Genomic DNA, 21,352 nt, shown 5'->3' on the forward strand with positions numbered 1-21,352 from the left:
GCCTGTCCTACATCCCAATTTTGTCAATAAACATTACAGTAAACTATCAGTATAGCGGATTTATCCAAACTGTCTAGCAAATTGACGCATTTGTGTCACTTTAACCTCAGTAGAGTAATTAACAGTTACGACTGATAAATCCACGTTGGACGTCGGGTGACCACGCTTAACAGCTCATAGCTAATAGTGTCATTCCAGCTACCCACTTCATCAATGCTCGGTGCGTTACCCCAAAGCTGCACAGGGCAGTCAAGATTCACTTTAGTAATGTGGGTCAAATCCACCATCAACATATCCATCGCCACGCGACCGATGATAGGCGCCTGTTGACCTGCGACGACGACATACGCATCATCGCTAATCACCCTTGGATAACCATCAGCATAACCCACACTGACAATGCCGATGCGCGCTGGGGCTTGGGCGGTCCAGCGACTACCATAACCCACGCTATCGCCCGCTTTTAGCATATGAATTGCCATGATACTGGCATTAAAATGCATGACGGGTTGCAGATTTAGCTGTTTGGCAGTGGCATGGTTTACAGGCGTTGCCCCATACAAGATAATGCCTGGGCGTACCCAATCATAATGCCGGTCTGACCAGTTGACAATCCCTGCTGAATTACACAAAGAGCCTTTAATCGCTGGGTTTACTTGGTCACGTAGCATTTGTAGGGTTAAATCAAATAACTCAAATTGTTGTTGGTTATTGGGATGATCGATGACATCAGCATTGGCAAAATGGGTGGTCAAAACAATCTTGTAGCCTGCCTCAGTGAGTTGCTGGGCAATTTCCTTGATTTCACCCGATGTAAAGCCAAGGCGGTTCATGCCGGTGTTTAGTTTTAGCCAGACGGTTGCGCCGGTTTTTGCAGGCTGCTGCAATGCCCAGTCTAATTGGCGTTGGTGGTGCACCACGCACTGGATTTGATGCGCTGTACAATATTGCCATTCCGCTAACGAAAACGCGCCTTCAATCACTACCATTAATTTTTGCCAGCCAGCCTGTTGCAGTTCTATCGCTTCTTGCAAACAAGCGACACCTAGGGCATCGGCTTGTGCTACGGCGGGTAAACAGTTGACTGCGCCATGCCCGTAGGCATTGGCTTTGACCATGGCTAACACCTTGGCGGTCGGGGCATAATCTTTGACGCGTTGTAGGTTATGGCTAAGCGCTGCTAAATCGATGGTGATGCTGGTTTGACGCACAATCTTGACCTTGTTGCAGTAAAATTTTTATTCATCAGGTTCGCTAAAGGAAGCGGTTTGGTAAAATTCAGGGGTTAAGTTACCAAAACGGGTAAATTGCCCTTCAAAGGAGAGTCGCACTGTCCCAATAGGTCCATTACGCTGTTTACCGATAATGATTTCAGCTGTGCCTTTAGCATCGCTGTTTTCATTATAAACCTCATCACGATAAATGAACATAATCAAATCGGCATCCTGCTCAATGGCACCCGACTCGCGTAAATCCGACATAATCGGGCGTTTGTTGGGGCGATTTTCTAAACTCCGATTCAGCTGTGATAAAGCGACCACAGGGCAATTCATCTCACGGGCAAGCGCTTTTAAGCTTCGTGAAATCTCCGAAATCTCACCCACGCGGTTATCGCCTAAGCCTGGGACTTTCATCAATTGTAGATAATCGACCATTACCATCCCAAGTTTGCCATCATTGTCTTTGGCAATACGGCGACAGCGCGAGCGAACCTCAGATGGCGGTAGCGCGGTACTGTCATCGATATACAATTTTTTAGCATGCAGATGGGCGATGGCATTGGAAAGTTTACCCCATTCATCTTCGTTCATTTGACCTGAGCGCAAGTGCGTTTGGTTGATCGCCCCCCAAGAAGACAATAGACGCATCACAATTGACTCGGCAGGCATTTCCATCGAAAACACCACTACGGGTAAATCGGTATGAAATAAAATACTCTCTGCCAAATTCATCGCAAACGTGGTTTTACCCATCGAAGGACGCGCTGCCACGATAATGAGATCGCCCGCTTGTAGCCCTTGGGTTTTGTTATTGAGTTCTTCAAACGGGGTCTTAAGCCCAATCATGCCTTCAGGATGGTCTTTAAGTTCTTGGATATTATTGACGACATTGGTAATAACATCGCTCAGTTGGGTAGGACCCTTGTGTTTTGACTGACGACTATGGGTTTCATTGATGGCAAAAATTTCGCTTTCAACGGTGTCTAAAATATCACTGACACTTTGATTTTTTGGGTCAAAGGCAAGCTCTAGCATATGACTGCCGGCTTTAATGATTTGGCGTAAGGTCGAAAATTCCCTGACCCGCTGTGCATAAGCAGTCAAGTTAAACAGCGTCGCTGGGCTTTGTGATAGGATATCGCCTAGATAATCGCTACCTCCCGCGGGCTCAAGCAGTTTTTGCATGTCGAGCCAGTCCATCACCATGGTGGCATCATACGGCTCATTGGCATTGGCAAGATGAGAGATGGCATCAAAAATATATTGATGGCGCTGTGCATAAAAATCATATTTGGTAATAATATCTGAGATGCGATCAAACGACTCTTCAAGGCTCATCAGCGATGCTAGGACGGACTTTTCTAAGTCCATACTGTGCGGTTGATGCTGCGTCAGCGAAGTAGTCTTAAGATCGTTCTCTTTGGTTTTATCGTCTGCCATGATGACCTGTGATAAAGTTATTTTAAATAGTTTGAGAGGGCAAAAGTTTGCTAAAAGTTATCGGTTGCAAATTGTGAGTCTAACACACGCATCGAAATAGAACAGTCAATATACCGAAAAAACCATCCAAATTCTAATGAGAAAAATATAAAAAAACGGCAATTTTTTTGAATGAAATCAGCTTGAATTTTAGGCTTTTTTGTTGAATTTTTACGCCGCAAACAATAAAAAAAAGAGACAGCAAAGCCATCTCTTTTTGATAAGTCAATAATCAATTAAGCAGCTGAATCTTCTGCCAAGATAGTGACTTGAATGTTGGTCATTACATCGTGATGTAATTGGATATCAACATTGTATTCGCCAATTTGACGTAATGCACCTTCAGGCAATTTAACTTCTGAACGGTCAACAGGTAAACCAGATTTGGTTAATGCATCGGCGATATCGCGAGTACCGATAGAACCAAATAGTTTGCCTTCATCACCTGATTTTGCACGGATGATAACATTAACGTCTTGTAGCGCTTCAGCACGGGCATTAGCAGCCGCTAATTCATCAGCTTCTACTTTTTCAAGTTCTGCACGGCGTGCTTCAAATTTTTCGATATTAAAAGCAGTGGCTGGTAATGCTTTACCTTGTGGTACAAGGAAGTTACGGCCGTAACCTGCTTTTACGTTAACAGTATCGCCTAGTTTACCTAGGTTAGCGATACGTTGTAATAAAATAACTTGCATATATCACTCCTCGGTTTATTTTTGGCTGTCAGTGTAAGGAACCAACGCAAGATAACGCGCTTGTTTGATTGCTACAGCCAATTGGCGTTGATATTTGTTTGAAGTACCAGTGATACGGCTTGGTACGATTTTGCCACTTTCAGTGACATACTGTTTTAGGATTTCGATATCTTTATAATCGATATGGGTAATGCCTTCAGCAGTAAAACGGCAAAATTTACGGCGGCGATAAAAACGTGCCATGATTAGTCTCCTTAATTATTCGTCGTTGTTGTCTTCAGCATCAACTTCTGACTCATCATCATTTGATTGATAGTCATCTTGAGCTGTATCGTTACGGCGTGAAGCTTTACGAGCACGTTTTTCTTCAGCACTTTTTGCTAATGGTGATTCTTCAGTAATCGCTTCGTCACGACGGATAACTAAGCTACGGATGATAGCATCGTTATAACGGAATAATTCTTCAAGCTCATCAAGCGTTTGTTGACCCGCTTCAATGTTTAATAGCACATAGTGAGCTTTGTGAACTTTGTTGATTGGGTAAGCTAATTGACGACGACCCCAATCTTCTAGGCGATGGATAGCACCACCTTGTTCTTTTACTAAGTTGATATAACGCTCAACCATGCCAACCACTTGGTCGCTTTGGTCTGGGTGAACCAATAATACCAGTTCATAATGTCTCATAAAGACTCCTCACGGATTAAACAGCCGTTGACCCCGTGTCAACAGCAAGGAGATTGAATGCACCTAAGTTAGAATCGTCTAACTATATTGGTATAAACAAGGTGCGCTATTATATAGTAGCGCACACTCAGTAGCAAGTTAATATTTACTTAACAAATTCACCCACGCATTGCTGCAAGGTATTCGATACCGCACGCGCCACAATGACATTGCGCGCGGTCGGGTCAACTGCTGCTGTGGTCAAATCGACAATGGTGACAGACTGCGGGGCTTTTTCGCTGACGCAGCTACAGACATTGCTCGCTACCTCTGCTTGCTTCTCGGAAGTCATCAACACGCTGCCCAAGCGCCAGTATTGGTTATTTTGTAATTGAGTCTGGCATTGTTGATTTACCGCGGCTTTAAATATCGCCATGCCGACATTGTTGGCAGTGCTGATAGTGCTATTAGCATCCATAACACCGGTACCTGTGGTAGAGGCGCAACCGCCCAAGGCGATGGCTGAGCCAACCACTGCAGCGGCACTTCTTAGGTGTTTAGTAGCTAGGCGTTTATTAGCTAGGCGTTTAGTAGATGGCTTAATAGCGGCAAAAAAAGAAAATTGTCGATGCATGTTAAATACTCCTGTCCTTTACTGTGTTAAACAATTGATAAACACCGCTAACATAGCAGATTATAGAAAATTTTTTTACCCAAATTTTTTAACCAAGTCATGTTATTGGGTCATGGTTACTAAAAAATGTGCCATCGAACTTAAAAAATGGGTGGAATTTTTTTTCATTAATGCTTATAAAGCTAATTAAATTCCTCGATATCAATGATATTAATCGGAAAAAAAGCTAATTTTTTAGATTTCTCAATACATTTGATTCAAATTAAACCTTACTAAAAATGTGGAATTGATAACCAATTGTTTTAGGTTGTGCATTTGTTTAATCTTTTTTTTCCTTGTTTTGAGTGTGGAATTGGACTATAACTATACCTAACAAATACATCTATTTACACAATCATAAGGAATTGTTATGAACTGGCAATTATTTAGCGTAATTTTCACAATCGCTTCTGGTGTGACTATCGGTGTTTTAATGACCATTGCGTTGGTGACAGGTTTTGATGAGGCTCAACACATTGTGACGGCAGCCATCATAGGGCTGGTATTGTCGATTCCGATTGCTTGGGTAGTGGTAAAAAAACTACAGAGTTTGGGTATGAATAAAACCTCTGTCACACCATAACTGTCATACCCTAAACGGCGCTTTGATAATGCAGCAGCTCACTAGATAATAATACATAGTAAAAACCGTTGAACTGAAAAAACCGCTTAACTAACAATAGCTAAGCGGTTTTTTTATGGCTAATAAGGTTAAAAGTGTATAGTACTCACGCTAAACTGTGGTGCTAACCCCTGTGGCTCAACAGCTACTGTAAATCTACTTTGGTGCCTGTATCAACATTGGCATACACTTCGAGCACATCCCAGTTCGTTAAGCGAACACAGCCGTGCGAGGCTTGACGGCTAATGCCTTCAGGAACGGGCGAGCCATGAATACCGTATGATGGCTTACTCAGTCCCATCCATACCACCCCAACTGGACCGTTGGGTCCTGGCGGCAACATAAACACTTTTTTATCTTTGCCTTCACCGCTACTGGCGCGGTACCAAGGGTTTTTGACGCGATTGACAATCGTCAAACTGCCAGTGGGTGATGGGGTGTCGCTACTACCGACCGTGGTAGGATAAGTAGCAATGAGCCTGTCACCGTTATAAGCGTATAAGATATTGTCCGCTTTTTTGGCAACCAAATGGGTGATTTTCTCATTGAGCGGCGTGCCTGGGTTAAAGACGGTGATGGTTTCACCCACAGTGAATTTTTTATCGCCATTAAGCTTTTTAAGATAGCGAATATCCATGTGGAAACGTTCAGCCAACATTTCTTGGACGTCTTGATAGTATAGACCTTTCATTTTAGATTTGGCTTCACTACCACTTGGTGTTGGCTGATAAGGACCTTTGATATCTTCTTGCGTCAAGGTATAACCGACCAAGACAGGCTGATTGGCAGGGATTTTTTCATTTAAGCGTTGCCAAACTTCTGCACTCATACGACCATCTTGGGGTAGTCCGTGCATGGCTTGGAAGTTTTTGAGCGCTTTTTTGGCATTCATACCCCAGCCGCCATCAATCGGACCCGGTGAAGCATGATTCCAATCTAACAAGGCTTGAAGTTTTAAGGTCGTTGCTGAGTTAACATTTTGACCGGGTTTCCAGTCGGCACTATTGACTAGCTGTGCGTAGTCAGACAAATTTAGGTTAGAAAAACTGGCAGGTGTCGTTGCTGTTTTATTGTTACCTACCGTCGTCGGGTCAAAAGTTGGCGCAGCCGTCGTGGTATTGTTGACTTCTTCAGAGCTCGCGCCTGCGACACCTGCCCCCGAGGTATAGTCACTGTCGATACCTGTTTGTGTGGTATCATCTTTAATGCCTAATGCCGTGGTGGTGGCTGGGATTGGAGTCAAAGGGATATCGGTTGCTGCTAGCGTTGGTTTTGCCGCCGTCACCGCAGTAGCCGAGGCGACTTTCGGCGTGGTGGTAGATTGTGTGACGCTCGCTGCGGGCTTGGCTGTTTGCGGTTTTTTAGCAGTAGCAGTCGCGGTTTTGCTTTGCGTTTTTTTAGCCGTTTTGCTATCGGTGGTGGTTTTTTTAGCAGTCGCGGCTGCGGTAGAGGCGCTAGCTGCTTTTGTGGTGGCAGTTTTAGTCGTGGTCGTTTTTTTGGTCACAGCTTTGGTGGCGGGTGCCGTTTTGGCGGTAGTGGTGTCTGAGACCGTGTTGGTGGCTGCAAATGCTTGATTGGCAATCAGACAAGCTAAGGTAGACAGTACAAATTTTTTCATAGATTGACTCAATAATCGGCAATAACAAATAAAAATAAGGAACAATATAAATAACGTACAACAAAAGCATAAATTGGCAGCAATTATACTATAAAAATCAACTTGTCGGGCAATGGCTCATTTGTTGGCAGTACGGCAATCTAAGTAGCGTTTGCCAAGGTGTTTAACAACCTTGCACCATGAAACCTCGCTGCACACTTAGTTTTTACGCCGTTAAATTGTTGTATAGATAAATTGTCCCATAGGCGAATTTACATGCTTTAAGTCTAACATTAACAAATCGCACCATAGACAATGGTAAAATTTTTTAACCAAGCGGTATTTTTATAGCAAGATTAAGGCAAAAAAGGGTTTAAAATATTTAAACCTGCGCGCAACATTTATTTTTACAATGTTTATTTAACAGTTCGATGATGAAAAATTGACTTGTACAAATCTGCGACCCTTTAGATTGTTAAATAACTTTAGCTCGTTAAATAATTTGTAAAAAAATCAAAGTATATTATAATTTTAATTCAAAATTTTTTAGGTTAACCACTATGTCATCATCGCCATTTGCATCAGCCAATGTTTCTCACACACCATCTTTTGACCAAAATCAAGATTCACAAGACTTTGACGATTTGCAAATCGATTTGCAAGCACTTGATATGGATGAAGAAAGCGAATCAGATGACATCTTTGACACCATGCAACAAGAGTTTGCTGAAGCCCACCAAACCCTAAAAACGATTCGCGATTTTATCCGTTTTGGGGTCAGTAAATTACGCGAGCATGATGTGGTAGTCGCGCAAGGTACCACAGATGAGTTTGCTGAAGCTTCTGCCATTGTGCTACAAACCTTGTCGCTTGATTGGTCTGCCGATGAGCAAATTTTAGATTGCCGCCTGACCAATAGCGAAAAATCAGAAGTATTGACACTGTTGCAGCGCCGTATCATTGAGCGTAAACCTTTGAGTTATTTAATTAATTTGTCTTATTTTTGCGATTTGCCATTTTATGTGGATGAGCGGGTATTGATTCCACGCTCGCCAATTGCTGAGCTGATTCGTCAGCAATTTTATCCGTATTTTGAGCCGAATGATTTGGTTGAAAAAATCGCTGGCAGCGACAACAACAAAAAGTTTTTTGAACACGGCTTGTATGATAAGCAGTTAGCACAGCCAGAGCGTATGCTCGATTTGTGTACAGGGTCAGGGTGTATTGCCATTGCCTTGGCAAGCCGTTTCCCTGATGCAATGGTCGATGCCAGTGATATCGATAAAAACGCGCTAGAAGTAGCAGCGGTCAATGTGGATCATCACCATATGAACCATCAGGTCAATTTGATTGAGTCAAACTTATTTGAAAAAGTACCTGCAGAAAATCAATATGATTTGATTGTGACCAACCCGCCGTATGTCGATGCGGCAACGATGGCAGATTTACCACCCGAGTTCTTGCATGAGCCAGACCATGCATTGGCAGCGGGACAAGATGGCTTGGATTTGGTGCATCATATTTTATATAGCGCCCCAGATTATCTAACTCGTGACGGCTTGCTAGTGTGCGAGGTGGGGGATAGTGAATGGGCACTGCGCCAAGCCTATCCTGAAATTCAGTTTGATTGGTTAACCTTTGCACATGGCGGGCATGGGATTTTTGCCATGGATTATGATGAATTGATGGAAAATCGGGCATATTTTGAGCAGTATGTGAGTGCTTGTTCGTAAGCCCTTGTTTAGGGTTGCTATCTTTAACTTGTTGATTGGGCTTGTTGATTTAACAAGTTAGATAATGGCTAAAAAAAGCAATATATGAAAAAGGTGCAACAAACCTATTATTTGATTTGCAAGCATTCATGAAATAGTAAACGGAGCGTAAATGGCAGGCAATACCATCGGGCAAGTTTTTACCGTCACCACCTGTGGCGAATCACATGGCGCAGGACTTATGGCAATCGTTGACGGTGTGCCACCAGGGTTGCCTTTAACCGAAGCAGATCTGCAAATTGACTTGGATCGTCGTAAGCCCGGCACCTCAAAATTTGCGACCCAGCGCCGTGAAGACGATGCAGTTGAAATTATCTCTGGCGTGTTTGAGGGTAAAACGACAGGTACGTCTATCGGGCTTTTGATTCGCAATACCAACCAAAAATCCAAAGATTATAGCGATATTAAAGACACCTTTCGTCCCAACCATGCCGATTATACTTATAGCATGAAATATGGGTTTCGCGATTATCGTGGCGGTGGTCGCTCATCAGCGCGCGAAACGGCAATGCGAGTGGCGGCAGGCGCGATTGCCAAGAAATATTTGAAACAACGGCTGGGGGTAGAAGTTCGCGGTTATGTGACCCAGATTGGACATGTGGTTGCCAAACAGATACCTGAAAATACGATTGATTGGGAATTTGTCAACAGCAACCCATTTTTTTGTGCGGATATAGATGCCTTGCCAAAGTTTGAGCAGCTGATTACCCAATGCCGCGAGCAAGGAACAAGCTGTGGCGCAAAGCTTACCATATTGGCATCGGGTGTACCCGTGGGATTGGGCGAGCCTGTGTTTGACAGGCTTGATGCGGATATTGGGCATGCGATGATGAGCATCAATGCAGTCAAAGGCGTTGAAATTGGCGATGGCATGGCAGTGGCGGGACAGTTTGGGCATGAGTCTCGCGATGAGTTAACCTTGGACGGCTTTAATGCCAACCATGCCGGGGGGATTTTAGGGGGAATTTCATCAGGGCAAACGATTGTAGTGAGTATTGCGTTAAAACCTACTGCCAGTATCACCACCCCGGGCCAAAGTATTGATATTCACGGCAATGCAGTAGAGATGCTAACCAAAGGGCGGCATGACCCTTGTGTCGGTGTGCGTGCTACGCCGATTGCAGAAGCCATGCTTGCCATTGTGCTGTTAGACCATTATCTGCGTCATCGTGGGCAAAATGCAGATGTCACTGTGCCGCTCACCCCGATTGTGTAATTTTTTACTAGGGGTATTTGGTTGCCATAAGATTGCCACACGGCGTTGCCCCATTCAACTTGAGTTAACATTGGTATGACTGTACCTGACCTTACCCTTGATGAGCAGCAGTACGATGCTTGGCAAAGCGAAATACTGGCGCAGATGGGCGTTACGCGTTGGGTGCGCCAAGATTGCCCTGTCAAAACGTTTGCTAATTTAGAAGATTTTGAGGTTGTTTCTTCCTATCAAGCGGTTGAGACGCTTGCTGCCATGCCACAGCAGTTACAACCCGCTCAAACTGGGTCAACTAGCGAACTTGCGCCCATTGATACAACGCCAGACTTCAATCATCCTGTTATTGCGGATGATGCCGTTGAGAGCGTAGCAGAATTACCGCCAGCGAGTGTGGCAGATTTTCACTCCCATGATGTAGCTTTGCCCAACGATTCATCTTTACCCCATGATTCAGCTTTCAAAAGTAACCCTGCGCCAAATAATGAACAGCTCAGTAATGAATTGCTCACTGTCAGTTTTAATGTGCAGGCGATAGTGGTGGGTGAGTGGACACTGGTGGTTGACAGTCATTTTTTGCAGACGGACAGCCGCCAACACCAGCTATGGCAACAAATCATCAGTGGGTTAAAAGCGTCAGTGCATTTTTTTAAGTTTCCTTTGCTCACTGATAACCAGCATTTACCCAAAGCCACGGTGCAATTAATGAGCAGCTACCCGATGGCAGTCGCAGGGTTTTCAGGATTTTTATACCGTATCAATCAAGGCAATCCCAAGGTGGGTGCATTGACGCCATTGCCTGACTGTCTAGATGAACAACCGATACAGCGTCTGCCTTATCTGGTAGATATGCTCGATGATTATCGCCTAAAACGCCAACTTTGGCAGTTGCTATCAAGTTGAGCGCAATGAGCTGCCGATTGATGACTCATCTTTATGATTCATCGACTAGCCATATTGTGGTAAAGTATTTTTTTATTTCATTTCACACGATAACATTTCACACGATAAAAAGGAACGTGCTATGAGTGTCAGCTTTGATCAACGTGTTGCTAACTTTTGTGCAGGACCAGCGTCTATGCCGACTGCGGTGCTGCAAAAAGCGCAAGCCGAATTGTTAAATTGGCATGGCTCAGGCATGTCGGTGATGGAGATGAGCCACCGTAGCAGTGAATTTGTGGGCATTGCCTCAAAAGCCGAGCAGAATTTGCGAAAGCTGATGAACATTCCTGACAATTATAAAGTGCTATTTTTGCAAGGTGGCGCAAGCCTGCAGTTTTCAGCCATTCCTTTGAATTTACTCAAAGGAGAAGCTGATTATTTAGACACCGGCATTTGGTCTAAAAAAGCCATCAGCGAAGCCAAACGCTATGAGCAAGCAGGGCTAGGCAAAATCAATGTCGTCGCTTCTGCCAAAGACAGCAACTATACCACTGTGCCCCCACGTGATAGCTGGCAACTTAATGACAACGCCGATTATTTCCATTATTGCCCCAACGAGACCATTAATGGCTTGGCGATGTTTGATGTGCCAGCGGTGAATGTACCCATCGTAGCGGATATGTCATCTTGCATCCTATCTAGCCCAATAGATGTATCAAAATTTGGACTGATTTATGCAGGTGCGCAAAAAAATATCGGTCCTGCGGGTTTGACACTTGTGATTGTCCGTGATGATTTGATCGGTCATGCCAACTTGGTTTGCCCAAGTATCTTGGACTATAAAAACCAAGCCGACAATGATTCGATGGTCAATACCCCAGCAACTTTTTCTTGGTATTTGGCAGGTTTGGTGTTTGAATGGTTACTTGAGCAAGGGGGTGTCGAGGAAATTTATCAACAAAATTTGTTAAAAGCGCAAAAACTGTATAAATTTATCGACCAAAGCGATTTTTACCAAAACCCTGTCAACAAAGACAACCGCTCAATCATGAATGTACCCTTCACCTTGGCAGATAGTCAACTTGATAAAACCTTCTTAGCTAAAGCCGACGAAGCAGGATTTTTGAATCTTAAAGGGCACCGTACAGTGGGCGGCATGCGCGCCAGTATTTATAACGCGATTGATTTGGCGACCATTGAAAAGTTAATAAAATTTATGCAGCAGTTTGAACAAACTAGCGTATAAAAAAGTTTAACAATCATGCTACATTAAGACTTAACAGCTAAAATGCTTGTTAAGTCTTTTTTATAATTAGCGGGTGTGGGGCATATGAGGGATAACAGCTAGCAATACCAAGGTTTTTTGAAAAATAGTTGAAGGGGTCAGGGGGATGCAAGTGAAAAAAGACAGGATGATAAAACCAGCCCACTGGATGAGGGCAGTCACTCGCCAAACATTCGGCAAAAAATGCTGGGTGCTGGGCTTATTAGTGGTTGCATCCGCTGCCAATACCGCTATCATCACTGGCACATCTATCGCTCACAATAGCACCGCGCAATTTGCCCAAGTCTCTCATTTACCTTATGCCAATCCCAACGCCCCCAAAGGCGGTGTGTTAAGCCTATCTGCCATCGGCACTTTTGACAGTATTAATAAATGGATTGATGTCGGTACACCTGTGACCGGAACCGATTATTTGTTTGAAAGTTTGATGACAGGCTCGCTTTCTGAAGCGTTTGTGCAGTACCCACTACTGGCGGATAAAGTCACTTATGACCCAGATGACCCAAGCTGGGTTATATATCATATCAACCCCAAAGCCTATTTTTGGGATGGCACGCCTGTGACGGCGCAAGACGTCAAAGCCAGTATGGACGCACTGCTCACAAAAGGCGTGATGAGTATGCGTAGCTACCTGTCGGATGTCAAAGAGACCCAAGTGATAGATCGACAAACCGTTAAATTTATTTTTAAATCTAAAGACAATCAAGAAATCAAACTGACCGTCGCGCAAATGCCGATTTGGTCAAAAAAATCGATTGATGGCTATTTTGATAAAGTCGGACTGACGCCACTGATGGGCAGTGGCGCGTATAAAGTCGGCACAATCGATGCAGGACGCGCCATTACTTATGTGCGTGACCCCAATTATTGGGGCGCCAAACCTGACGCAGGCGTGGTGGTAAATGTCGGTCGTTATAATTTTGACCAAATCAAATATGTGTATTATCAAAACCCCGAAGTGGCATTTGAAGGCTTTAAATCCGGCGAATATTTTTTCCGTGCCGAAAACAAAGCGCGGACATGGTCGACGGGTTATAACTTTCCTGCCGTCAAAGCAGGCATGATCACCAAAGCGCAAATCGCCAATAACAACCCAGTACCGATGCAAGCGATTGTGATGAATTTGCGCCGACCGATTTTTCAAGATATTCGGGTGCGCCAAGCGATGACACTGGCGTATGATTTTGAATGGCTCAATAAAACCATGTTTTATGGTCAATATGAACGCTTGCAAAGCTTTTTTCATGGCTCAGCGCTTGCAGCAAACGGCACGCCAACGCCCCAAGAACTGGCGGTTATCAATCCGCTATTACCTGACCTTGAGCCCATTCAAAGACAGGCTGTTTTAAGCGATTGGCAAGCCCCCAAATCAACTGGCGATGGATTTAATCGAGACAATTTATTAAAAGCGCGTGAATTGCTGCTGCAAGCGGGTTTCAAATACCACAATATGAAGCTGTATCAGCCCAATGGTCAGCCCGCCAAACTGGAATTTTTATCCGCCGATGACAAGAATGCGCGCATTGTGCTACCTTTTTTACGTAATTTACAACGACTCGGGTTTGATGCCAGCTTTCGCCAAGCCGATGTCCCCCAGTACCTAGAGCGCACTCGCAGATATGACTACGACATGATTATGGATATGTTTGCCCAAAGTTTGTCACCTGGCGCCGAGCAAACCTATATGTGGGGCTCACAAGCCGCAGACGAAAAAGGCAACCAAAACTCAGCGGGTATCAAAAACAAAGCCATTGATGCGGTGATTGCCAAACTCATAGTTTCGAAGAATCGTGACGATATTGTACTATACAGCAAAGTGTTAGACCGTCTGCTACAGGCGGGCTATTATGTCGTGCCGACTTATGGCAAGCATACTGACAATGTGGCGTATTGGAAATTTTATGAACATGGGCAGCTGCCAAGCAATGCCATCGGTATCGATTATTGGTGGGCGAACAAAGACAAACAAGCACAAGTCATGCAGTATTTAGGAAAATAATAAGGAATAAAACAATGCTAAAAATCCACCCAATCCCGGCCTTCACTGACAACTATATTTGGGCAATTATCAATGATGAAACACAAGAAGTGATTATTGTCGATGCTGGCGATGCTGAGCCTGTTTTAGAGTTTGTAAACCGTGAAAATTTAACCATCACCCAAATTTGGTTGACCCATCATCACAGCGACCACATCGGCGGCGTAACAGCATTGGCAAATGCGTTTCCAAACGCACAGATTTTTGCGCATGCCAATATTTACCCGTTAATCAATGCCACACAGTTAATCCCCGTCGCTGAAGGGCGCGAATTAACCGCTTGGGGCAGTCCTGTGCAGGTGTGGCAGGTGGCAGGGCATACCGAAAATCATTTAGCGTACCTAGTGACGCTTGATAACCGTCTGCATATTTTTTGTGGGGATACGCTATTTCGCGCAGGTTGTGGCCGTGTTTTCACAGGCACGATTGAGACGTTATTTGAAAGCTTTGACCGTTTTGCACAGTTACATGATGATGAAACGCTATTTTATCCTGCCCATGAGTATACCTTGTCAAATCTTAACTTTGCCCAGTTTATCGAGCCCAATAATCCAGCCATTGCACAGGCAATAGCGCATGACAGTGAGTTACGCCAGCAAAATACGCCAACCTTGCCAACCTCGTTAGCCGATGAAAAAGCCATCAATCCATTTATGCGTGCGGTGATTGCACCCAGTGATGAGATGATAAAAACCGTACAAACGCAGACAGGCATTGAGGATGACAGTCCGTTTGAGATATTTAAAGCCTTACGTCAACTAAAAAATAACTTTTAAGGGCAACAATTAAAGGTAACCATTAAGGCTAATAATGAGGGATAACCATGGGCAAATATATTCTTAAACGGCTGTTATTAATCATCCCCACCTTGTTTTTGATTTTGCTCACCAATTTCGCCATTGTCCAATCGGCGCCTGGCGGTCCTGTCGAGCAAAAAATATCCCAAATTGAAGCAGAACAAAAACAGGGCGCCACCCAAACCCAACTGTCAACGACCACTTATCAAGGCAGTCGGGGCTTATCGCCAGACATGGTCGAAGCTATCAAAAAACAATACGGCTTTGATAAATCCGCGCCCGAGCGGTTTTGGCTCATGTTGACAAGCTATGCCAAGGGCGATTTTGGCACCTCATTTTTTAAAGGCAAACCTGTGGCGCAGCTGATTTTGGATAAAATGCCTGTGTCGATTTCGCTAGGACTTTGGAGTACGCTACTGATTTATATAATCGCTGTGCCGCTGGGGATTGCCAAAGCCAGACGCCATAATTCACTGATGGATAAAACCACCGCGTTGCTGCTTGCGGTGAGTTATGCCGTGCCTGTGTTTGTGTTGGCGGTGGTGTTACTGGTGATGTTAGCAGGGGGGAGTTATTGGCAGATTTTTCCGCTGCAGGGCTTGGTGAGTGAGAATTTTGATAAGCTGTCCACGTTTGGTAAAATCAAAGATTATTTTTGGCATTTGGCATTGCCCATCACGGCAAGCACGATTGGCGGGTTTGCGGGACTCGCATATTTGACCAAGTTTAGTTTTATGGAAGAATTGAACAAACAATATGTGCTGACTGCTCGCAGTAAAGGGTTAAGCGAAAAAAAAGTGCTATACGGTCATGTATTTCGCAATGCGATGATGATTATTATTGCAGGCTTGCCGTCGGCGATTGTGGGGATATTTTTTACCGGCAATTTTTTGATTGAAGTGATTTTTAATTTGGATGGTTTGGGACGACTGGGGTTTGAAGCGATTGGGCAACGCGATTATCCGGTGATTTTTGGCACGTTGTTTATTTTTACCTTGATGGGGCTGATTTTACAGTTGATAAGTGATGTGACCTATCATCTCATTGATCCCCGTATTGATTTTGAGGGTCGCTAATGCTGATAAAACATCCTGTTTGGCAAGCGCGCATTCACCGCTTTCGCCGTAACCGGTTGGGATTTTTTTCGCTCGTCATGTTTAGCCTGATTTTCCTTGCCTGCATGGGGGCAAACCTTATCGCCAATGACAAGCCGATACTGGTTAATTATCAAAATCACTGGTATTTTCCCATCGTCAAGTCTTACCCTGAAACCACCTTTGGCGGTGTGTTCGAAACCGAAACCAACTACCAAGACCCTGTGGTCAAAGACCTAATCAACCAACATGGCTATATGATTGAGCCTATGATACCGTTTGCCGACCAAACGCCAAGTGTGAGTCGTGATGTGCCGTTCCCTGCGCCGCCAAATAGCGAGAACTGGCTCGGTACCGACGACCAAGGTCGAGATGTTCTGGCAAGGGTATTGTATGGCTTGCGTATATCGCTATTATTTGGGTTGGCGTTGACGGTGGCAGGGTCAATCATTGGCATTGCGGTGGGGGCGGTGCAAGGGTATTTTGGCGGCTGGACAGATTTGGTGGGTCAGCGGTTGATGGAAGTCTGGGGCGGTCTACCACAGCTGTTTATGATTATTATTTTGGTCAGTCTCTTTAGCCCAAGCGTGTTTGTGTTGTTTGGGCTGATGCTGCTCTTTGGCTGGATGGGGCTCGTTGGTCTGGTGCGTGCCGAGTTTTTGCGAGCAAGAAATTTTGATTATGTGCGGTCGGCAAAAGCGATGGGGGTGTCAGATGCCAAGATTATGTTTCGCCATATTTTGCCCAATGCGATGTCGTCGAGCCTGTCGCAGTTGCCGTTTATTTTGACGGCCAATATCACGGCACTCACCACGCTTGATTATTTGGGCTATGGCTTGCCTGCAGGTTCGCCGTCTTTGGGGGAGCTAATCTCACAGGGAAAAGATAATTTGGATTCTCCGTGGCTGGCGCTTGCCGGATTTTTTAGTTTGACGATTGTGTTGTCGCTGCTGATTTTTATTGGGGAAGCGCTGCGAGATGCGTTTGACCCTAGACAATCTTGATTTGATAATAAGGATAATATTATGAGTTCGTTTTCTGCGGTAAATTCAAAATACCAAAATGAAATTGAAGTCATTCCAGTTTATTTGTTGGATTGGGGTTGGGAAACAAGCTATAACTTTGATATTTTGGAAAAAGAATTAGACGTTAATCAAACCTATCTTGTCCCACAGACAATGGAATTTAACCCCTTATCAAGTTGGTTTAATCATCAATTATTTGATGAAAATGATTTAGGAAAAGAAAAAGTATTTCTGCAAACTAATCGTATGGCAGAAGTGAATGGTATGGAGTTTTTTGAAGAAGAAGTAACCTTTGATAAAATTGTAATTGGCAGAATTATCAAAATGAGCAAGCTTGTTGATAATATAGAACAAGCTTTACCAATGTTATTAAATACTCAAAGTTTTGAATATCATGCTTTAACCCCTACTTATCACATTGAAGTTAAAACTATTTTGCCACTTGTTGATTATTTAAATGACCCAAATCAACATAATCTAACCAAACTTGAAAATTTTAAAATTAAAGAAGGTATAAATGGATATCAATTTAATTTTAGCCAATTAAAATCATGTAAGTTAGGTTTTTTTAACAAAAACTCTTTAATTCCCTATCGGCTTGAAGCTCACCGTTTACCAAATAATTTAATCGTTATCTATACATCATCAAGTGAATATTCTCATCAATATTACTTTGTTAAAAGAGAAAACCAAGATAACCTTATAAACTATGTTGTAAGGTTTTATATTGATTACTTTGATGATAAAGACACTTATCAGTTAGTAAATTATGAATTATCTGCTGAAGAAATTGATTTATTAACGTTGCATAACCCACTATGCAAGAATTTTTTTGCAGGTAGCTAATTAAAATGAATGAATTGCTAAAAGTCGAAGACCTAACCATCAAATCCGCCAATCAAACGCTTGTCGATAATCTTTCTTACACCCTAAACTCAGGTGAAACGCTCGCCATTGTCGGCGAGTCTGGCTCGGGCAAATCCCTGTCAAGCCTTGCCTTACTCGGACTGCTACCAAATAGCCTAAGCATCACAGGAAAAGCCACTTTAACTGATGTTAGCGATAATGTTAGTGATACGCAAAACCCTAAACCAATCATTTTACCCATTGAAAACGATAGCCTAAGCACTTATTCCAAAAGCAGAAAGCAAAACGAAAATATTTTCCGCCAAATCCGTGGCAAACGCATCGGCATGATTTTCCAAGAACCGATGACCGCCTTAAATCCCTTGCACACGGTGGGCAAACAAATCGCCGAATCGCTTGCTATGGCTGGCGTGGCAAAAAAACACTGGCGACAGCGTACCCTAGCGCTGCTTTCCCAAGTCAATATTGCCGACCCTGAAAGCAAACTTGCCCGCTATCCGCACGAGCTCTCGGGTGGACAACGCCAGCGTATCATGATAGCGATGGCACTGGCGCAAGACCCTGACATTATTATCGCAGACGAGCCAACCACCGCCCTAGATGTGACTTTACGCCATGAGATTTTGGGGTTACTGCATCGGCTAAAAAATGAGCGGGGTATGGCGATGCTACTCATTAGCCATGATTTAAACCTTGTTAAACGCTACAGCGACAATCTCGTCGTCATGCAGCAAGCCAAGGTCATGGAGCAGGGGGCAACCCAAGCGATTTTTGACCAGCCACAACAAGATTATACTCGCTCATTGATTTATCAAGATTTTGGAAAAAGTTTGCCAATCATTGACAATTCCCCCAGTGTTTTGGAAGTTAAACAGTTAGCCATTGCTTTCCCCCAAAAAAACAATATATTGGGTCAAACCACTCAATGGTTTGAGGCGGTCAAAGGGTTAAACTTGACCCTTGCACAAGGGCAATCCTTGGGTATAGTGGGCGAGTCGGGTTCTGGCAAAACTACCACGGCTTTGGCACTCATCAAATTATTGGCTAATGCTGCCAAGGTGCAAGGTCAGATTTTGCTGTCAGCCAATGCCCACATGACGGACGTTTTAGCGTTGTCGAATAAAGCCTTTTTGCCGTATCGCTCGGATATTCAAATGGTATTTCAAGACCCGTATGCCAGTATCAATCCACGATTTAGTGTGTTTGAAATAATTGAAGAAGGGCTAACCATTCAAGGTATGGCAAAAACGGAGCGTGAAAAAGCCGTATTAGCAGCCTTAGACACGGTGCGGTTGCCACGAGATTTTATCAGCCGTTATCCGCATGAGCTTTCAGGCGGCCAGCGTCAGCGGGTGGCACTTGCGCGGGCGTTGGTGATGAAACCCAAAATTTTGTTACTCGATGAGCCCACATCGGCACTTGATAGCAGCACCCAAGTGGCAATGGTGAAGTTATTGCGAGATATTCAAGCAAAATTTGGCTTAAGCTATATTTTTATCAGCCATGATTTGCAGGTAGTTAAGGCATTGTGCCAAACGATATTGGTATTGAAAAATGGCGAAACACAAGCGTATGATACGATAGACAATATCTTCAGCCAACCACAAAATCACTATGTGACTGCCCTAATTGCGCACAGCAGTGAAAACTAGACGGTTTGCTGTCAAACTATTAGAAAGTTAACAATTATCGTGAACCACGTTGTTACGTAAGTTTGCTCGGTTATAGCCAATTTATCCTAGTCATTTAACCCTAGTGATTTTATTACAAGCACTTATATAGCTACTTGATTACATGCACTTCACTACAGCCCCTTTAGCAATTGTTAAAAGTTAACCATGCCAAATTCCATCATTACCGAAGACAAAAAGCCACAGCATGACTTATTTGCTATAGCAGCCTTGACCCCCGCGCAAACCAAATATTTGCCAATCGTGGTGGCAATCGCTTTGTTTATGCAAATCTTAGACTCAACGGTGCTCAATACCGCTTTGCCTGCGATGGCGCATGATTTGAATCAGCCTGCGTTATCAATGCAGTGGACAGTGATTAGCTATGCGCTCACTTTGGCAATTTTTACCCCGATTAGTGGTTTTATTGCCGATAAGTATGGCACTAAAACCACCTTTATGGTGGCAATTGGCGTGTTTACCGCAGGCTCGATGATGTGTGCGGTGTCGCCAACGCTCAATAGCCTAATTTTTTCTCGCGTGGTGCAAGGATTGGGCGGTGCGATGCTCATGCCTGTGGGCAAGTTAACGCTGATTAAAAGCTATCCGCGAGAACGTATGCTGTCGGTGATGAATTATGCGGTGATGCCTGCGATGATTGCGCCCGTGATTGGACCTTTGGTCGGGGGGTATTTGGTGGAGCTTGCAAGCTGGCATTGGATTTTTTTGATTAATATTCCCATGGGGGCATTGGGGATGTGGGCGGGGTGGAAACTGATGCCAAACTATCTACAGCGCAATCCCAGCATGGATTTGCTTGGATTTTTGCTGTTTGGTGGCGCGATGGCAAGCTTTACCTTTGCGCTCGAGTTTGCCAATAACATTCATGCCGATAATCTGGCTTCAGCGGTTTTTCCTGTGATGGTTGCTCTATTGGCGATTATGCTGCTTATTGGCTATTATTATCATGCCAAATACTCAGAATCGCGTAATGGACAACAACCGCTATTTGGCTTGGATTTGTTTCAAGTTCGTACCTTTCGCGTGGGCATTGTTGGCAATTTGCTGACCCGTTTGGGGATGAGTGCGATTCCTTTTCTACTGCCGCTACTGCTGCAAGTGGTGCAGGGCTATTCGCCGTCACAAGCGGGTTGGATGTTGGCACCGATTGCGGTGGGCGCGCTGTTGACCAAGCCGCTAGTCACGCGTATTGTGAAGCGATTTGGCTATCGTAGAACATTGGCGGGCAATACCTTGTTGATAGGCGTTAATATCATGCTGCTATCACAGCTCAATCAAACCACGCCGATTTGGCTAAGTGTGCCACTTTTGACTTTTATGGGGGCGTGTAATTCGCTACAATTTAGCACGATGAACACCATCAGTATTGCACGGCTTCGCCCAAGTCAAACCAGCAGTGGCAATAGTTTATTGTCGGTTAACCAACAATTGGCGATTAGTTTTGGGATTGGCTTTGGGGCGATGCTGTTACATTTACTGACACCCGCTCGCGCCTCGCTGGCACAGACGCAAACCGCATTTTCATACAGTTTTATCATTCTGGGTATCATGACGATTTTATCTGGGTTGTATTTTTTGCGGTTGCACCGATTTGATGGCAAAGGACTATACCAGTAGTCGCCCTTATATTTTTGCCCATATTGTTGATACCATGTTGTCAGTATAAGTTGCCCAGCCATACCGATGGGTAGCGTGGTAATTTATTTCACTCATTTTTATGATAATTTTAATCCTTTAAC

General features: G+C 44.1%; 19 protein-coding genes. 12 read left to right on the plus strand and 7 right to left on the minus strand.

Features of this window, described 5'->3' with window-relative positions; translation table 11 throughout:
• Window positions 1-125: 125 nt before the first annotated feature.
• The 6 genes from alr to RTJ53_RS00270 all read right to left on the minus strand — a co-directional run bounded on the left by alr (window position 126) and on the right by RTJ53_RS00270 (window position 4,694).
• The gene (gene alr, locus RTJ53_RS00245; protein WP_312275329.1) at window positions 126-1,211 is read right to left on the minus strand and encodes an alanine racemase; all 1,086 of its coding nucleotides are present in this window, start codon (window positions 1,209-1,211) and stop codon (window positions 126-128) included.
• A gap of 27 nt (window positions 1,212-1,238) precedes the next feature.
• Complete coding sequence (gene dnaB, locus RTJ53_RS00250; RefSeq protein ID WP_036594166.1) at window positions 1,239-2,660, minus strand: replicative DNA helicase; 1,422 nt, start codon at window positions 2,658-2,660, stop codon at window positions 1,239-1,241.
• Window positions 2,661-2,935: 275 nt separating this feature from the next.
• Window positions 2,936-3,394 (minus strand): 50S ribosomal protein L9, encoded by a 459-nt coding sequence (gene rplI, locus RTJ53_RS00255; RefSeq protein ID WP_060994380.1) that lies wholly within the window; start codon window positions 3,392-3,394, stop codon window positions 2,936-2,938.
• A 15-nt stretch (window positions 3,395-3,409) separates the two neighbouring features.
• The gene (gene rpsR, locus RTJ53_RS00260) at window positions 3,410-3,637 is read right to left on the minus strand and encodes a 30S ribosomal protein S18 (RefSeq protein ID WP_036594162.1); all 228 of its coding nucleotides are present in this window, start codon (window positions 3,635-3,637) and stop codon (window positions 3,410-3,412) included.
• A 15-nt stretch (window positions 3,638-3,652) separates the two neighbouring features.
• The gene (gene rpsF, locus RTJ53_RS00265; protein ID WP_007114929.1) at window positions 3,653-4,081 is read right to left on the minus strand and encodes a 30S ribosomal protein S6; all 429 of its coding nucleotides are present in this window, start codon (window positions 4,079-4,081) and stop codon (window positions 3,653-3,655) included.
• A gap of 145 nt (window positions 4,082-4,226) precedes the next feature.
• Complete coding sequence (locus RTJ53_RS00270) at window positions 4,227-4,694, minus strand: hypothetical protein (RefSeq protein ID WP_312275330.1); 468 nt, start codon at window positions 4,692-4,694, stop codon at window positions 4,227-4,229.
• 409 nt (window positions 4,695-5,103) lie between these two features.
• Here RTJ53_RS00270 and RTJ53_RS00275 point away from each other — a divergent pair, with 409 nt between their 5' ends.
• Window positions 5,104-5,316, plus strand: coding sequence for a hypothetical protein (locus tag RTJ53_RS00275; RefSeq protein ID WP_312275331.1), 213 nt, complete (start codon window positions 5,104-5,106; stop codon window positions 5,314-5,316).
• Between the two features lie 184 nt (window positions 5,317-5,500).
• Here RTJ53_RS00275 and RTJ53_RS00280 read toward each other — a convergent pair whose 3' ends face one another.
• Window positions 5,501-6,973, minus strand: coding sequence for a L,D-transpeptidase family protein (locus tag RTJ53_RS00280; RefSeq protein WP_312275332.1), 1,473 nt, complete (start codon window positions 6,971-6,973; stop codon window positions 5,501-5,503).
• 689 nt (window positions 6,974-7,662) lie between these two features.
• Between RTJ53_RS00280 and prmB the strand changes: the two genes are divergently transcribed.
• The 11 genes from prmB (at window position 7,663) to RTJ53_RS00335 (ending at window position 21,230) form a co-directional block, all read left to right on the plus strand.
• The gene (gene prmB / locus RTJ53_RS00285; protein ID WP_312275906.1) at window positions 7,663-8,685 is read left to right on the plus strand and encodes a 50S ribosomal protein L3 N(5)-glutamine methyltransferase; all 1,023 of its coding nucleotides are present in this window, start codon (window positions 7,663-7,665) and stop codon (window positions 8,683-8,685) included.
• Window positions 8,686-8,836: 151 nt separating this feature from the next.
• Window positions 8,837-9,940 carry a chorismate synthase gene (gene aroC, locus RTJ53_RS00290; RefSeq protein ID WP_312275333.1) on the plus strand — a complete coding sequence of 368 codons (1,104 nt, stop codon included), beginning with the start codon at window positions 8,837-8,839 and terminating at the stop codon, window positions 9,938-9,940.
• Window positions 9,941-10,015: 75 nt separating this feature from the next.
• Window positions 10,016-10,837 carry a hypothetical protein gene (locus RTJ53_RS00295; RefSeq protein ID WP_312275334.1) on the plus strand — a complete coding sequence of 274 codons (822 nt, stop codon included), beginning with the start codon at window positions 10,016-10,018 and terminating at the stop codon, window positions 10,835-10,837.
• Window positions 10,838-10,958: 121 nt separating this feature from the next.
• A complete protein-coding gene (gene serC, locus RTJ53_RS00300) occupies window positions 10,959-12,062 on the plus strand; it encodes a 3-phosphoserine/phosphohydroxythreonine transaminase (RefSeq protein WP_312275335.1) in 1,104 nt (367 codons plus the stop codon).
• Between the two features lie 166 nt (window positions 12,063-12,228).
• Window positions 12,229-14,100, plus strand: a complete 1,872-nt coding sequence (locus RTJ53_RS00305; protein ID WP_312275336.1) for an extracellular solute-binding protein — start codon at window positions 12,229-12,231, stop codon at window positions 14,098-14,100.
• 14 nt (window positions 14,101-14,114) lie between these two features.
• Entirely contained in the window at window positions 14,115-14,915 is an 801-nt protein-coding gene (gloB, locus tag RTJ53_RS00310; RefSeq protein ID WP_312275337.1) for a hydroxyacylglutathione hydrolase, read from the plus strand.
• A gap of 47 nt (window positions 14,916-14,962) precedes the next feature.
• Entirely contained in the window at window positions 14,963-16,012 is a 1,050-nt protein-coding gene (gene yejB, locus RTJ53_RS00315) for a microcin C ABC transporter permease YejB (RefSeq protein WP_312275338.1), read from the plus strand.
• A complete protein-coding gene (locus tag RTJ53_RS00320; RefSeq protein ID WP_312275339.1) occupies window positions 16,012-17,034 on the plus strand; it encodes an ABC transporter permease in 1,023 nt (340 codons plus the stop codon). The genes yejB and RTJ53_RS00320 overlap by 1 nt, the downstream gene beginning before the upstream one ends.
• Before the next feature lie 21 nt (window positions 17,035-17,055).
• On the plus strand, window positions 17,056-17,901 hold the full coding sequence (locus RTJ53_RS00325; RefSeq protein ID WP_312275340.1) for a hypothetical protein: 846 nt from the start codon (window positions 17,056-17,058) through the stop codon (window positions 17,899-17,901).
• A gap of 5 nt (window positions 17,902-17,906) precedes the next feature.
• Window positions 17,907-19,574 carry an ATP-binding cassette domain-containing protein gene (locus RTJ53_RS00330; RefSeq protein ID WP_312275341.1) on the plus strand — a complete coding sequence of 556 codons (1,668 nt, stop codon included), beginning with the start codon at window positions 17,907-17,909 and terminating at the stop codon, window positions 19,572-19,574.
• 186 nt (window positions 19,575-19,760) lie between these two features.
• Window positions 19,761-21,230, plus strand: coding sequence for a DHA2 family efflux MFS transporter permease subunit (locus tag RTJ53_RS00335; protein WP_312275342.1), 1,470 nt, complete (start codon window positions 19,761-19,763; stop codon window positions 21,228-21,230).
• Window positions 21,231-21,352: the final 122 nt, after the last annotated feature.

The sequence above is a fragment of the Moraxella sp. CTOTU46711 genome (assembly GCF_031975715.1).
Classification (GTDB): Bacteria; Pseudomonadota; Gammaproteobacteria; order Pseudomonadales; family Moraxellaceae; genus Faucicola.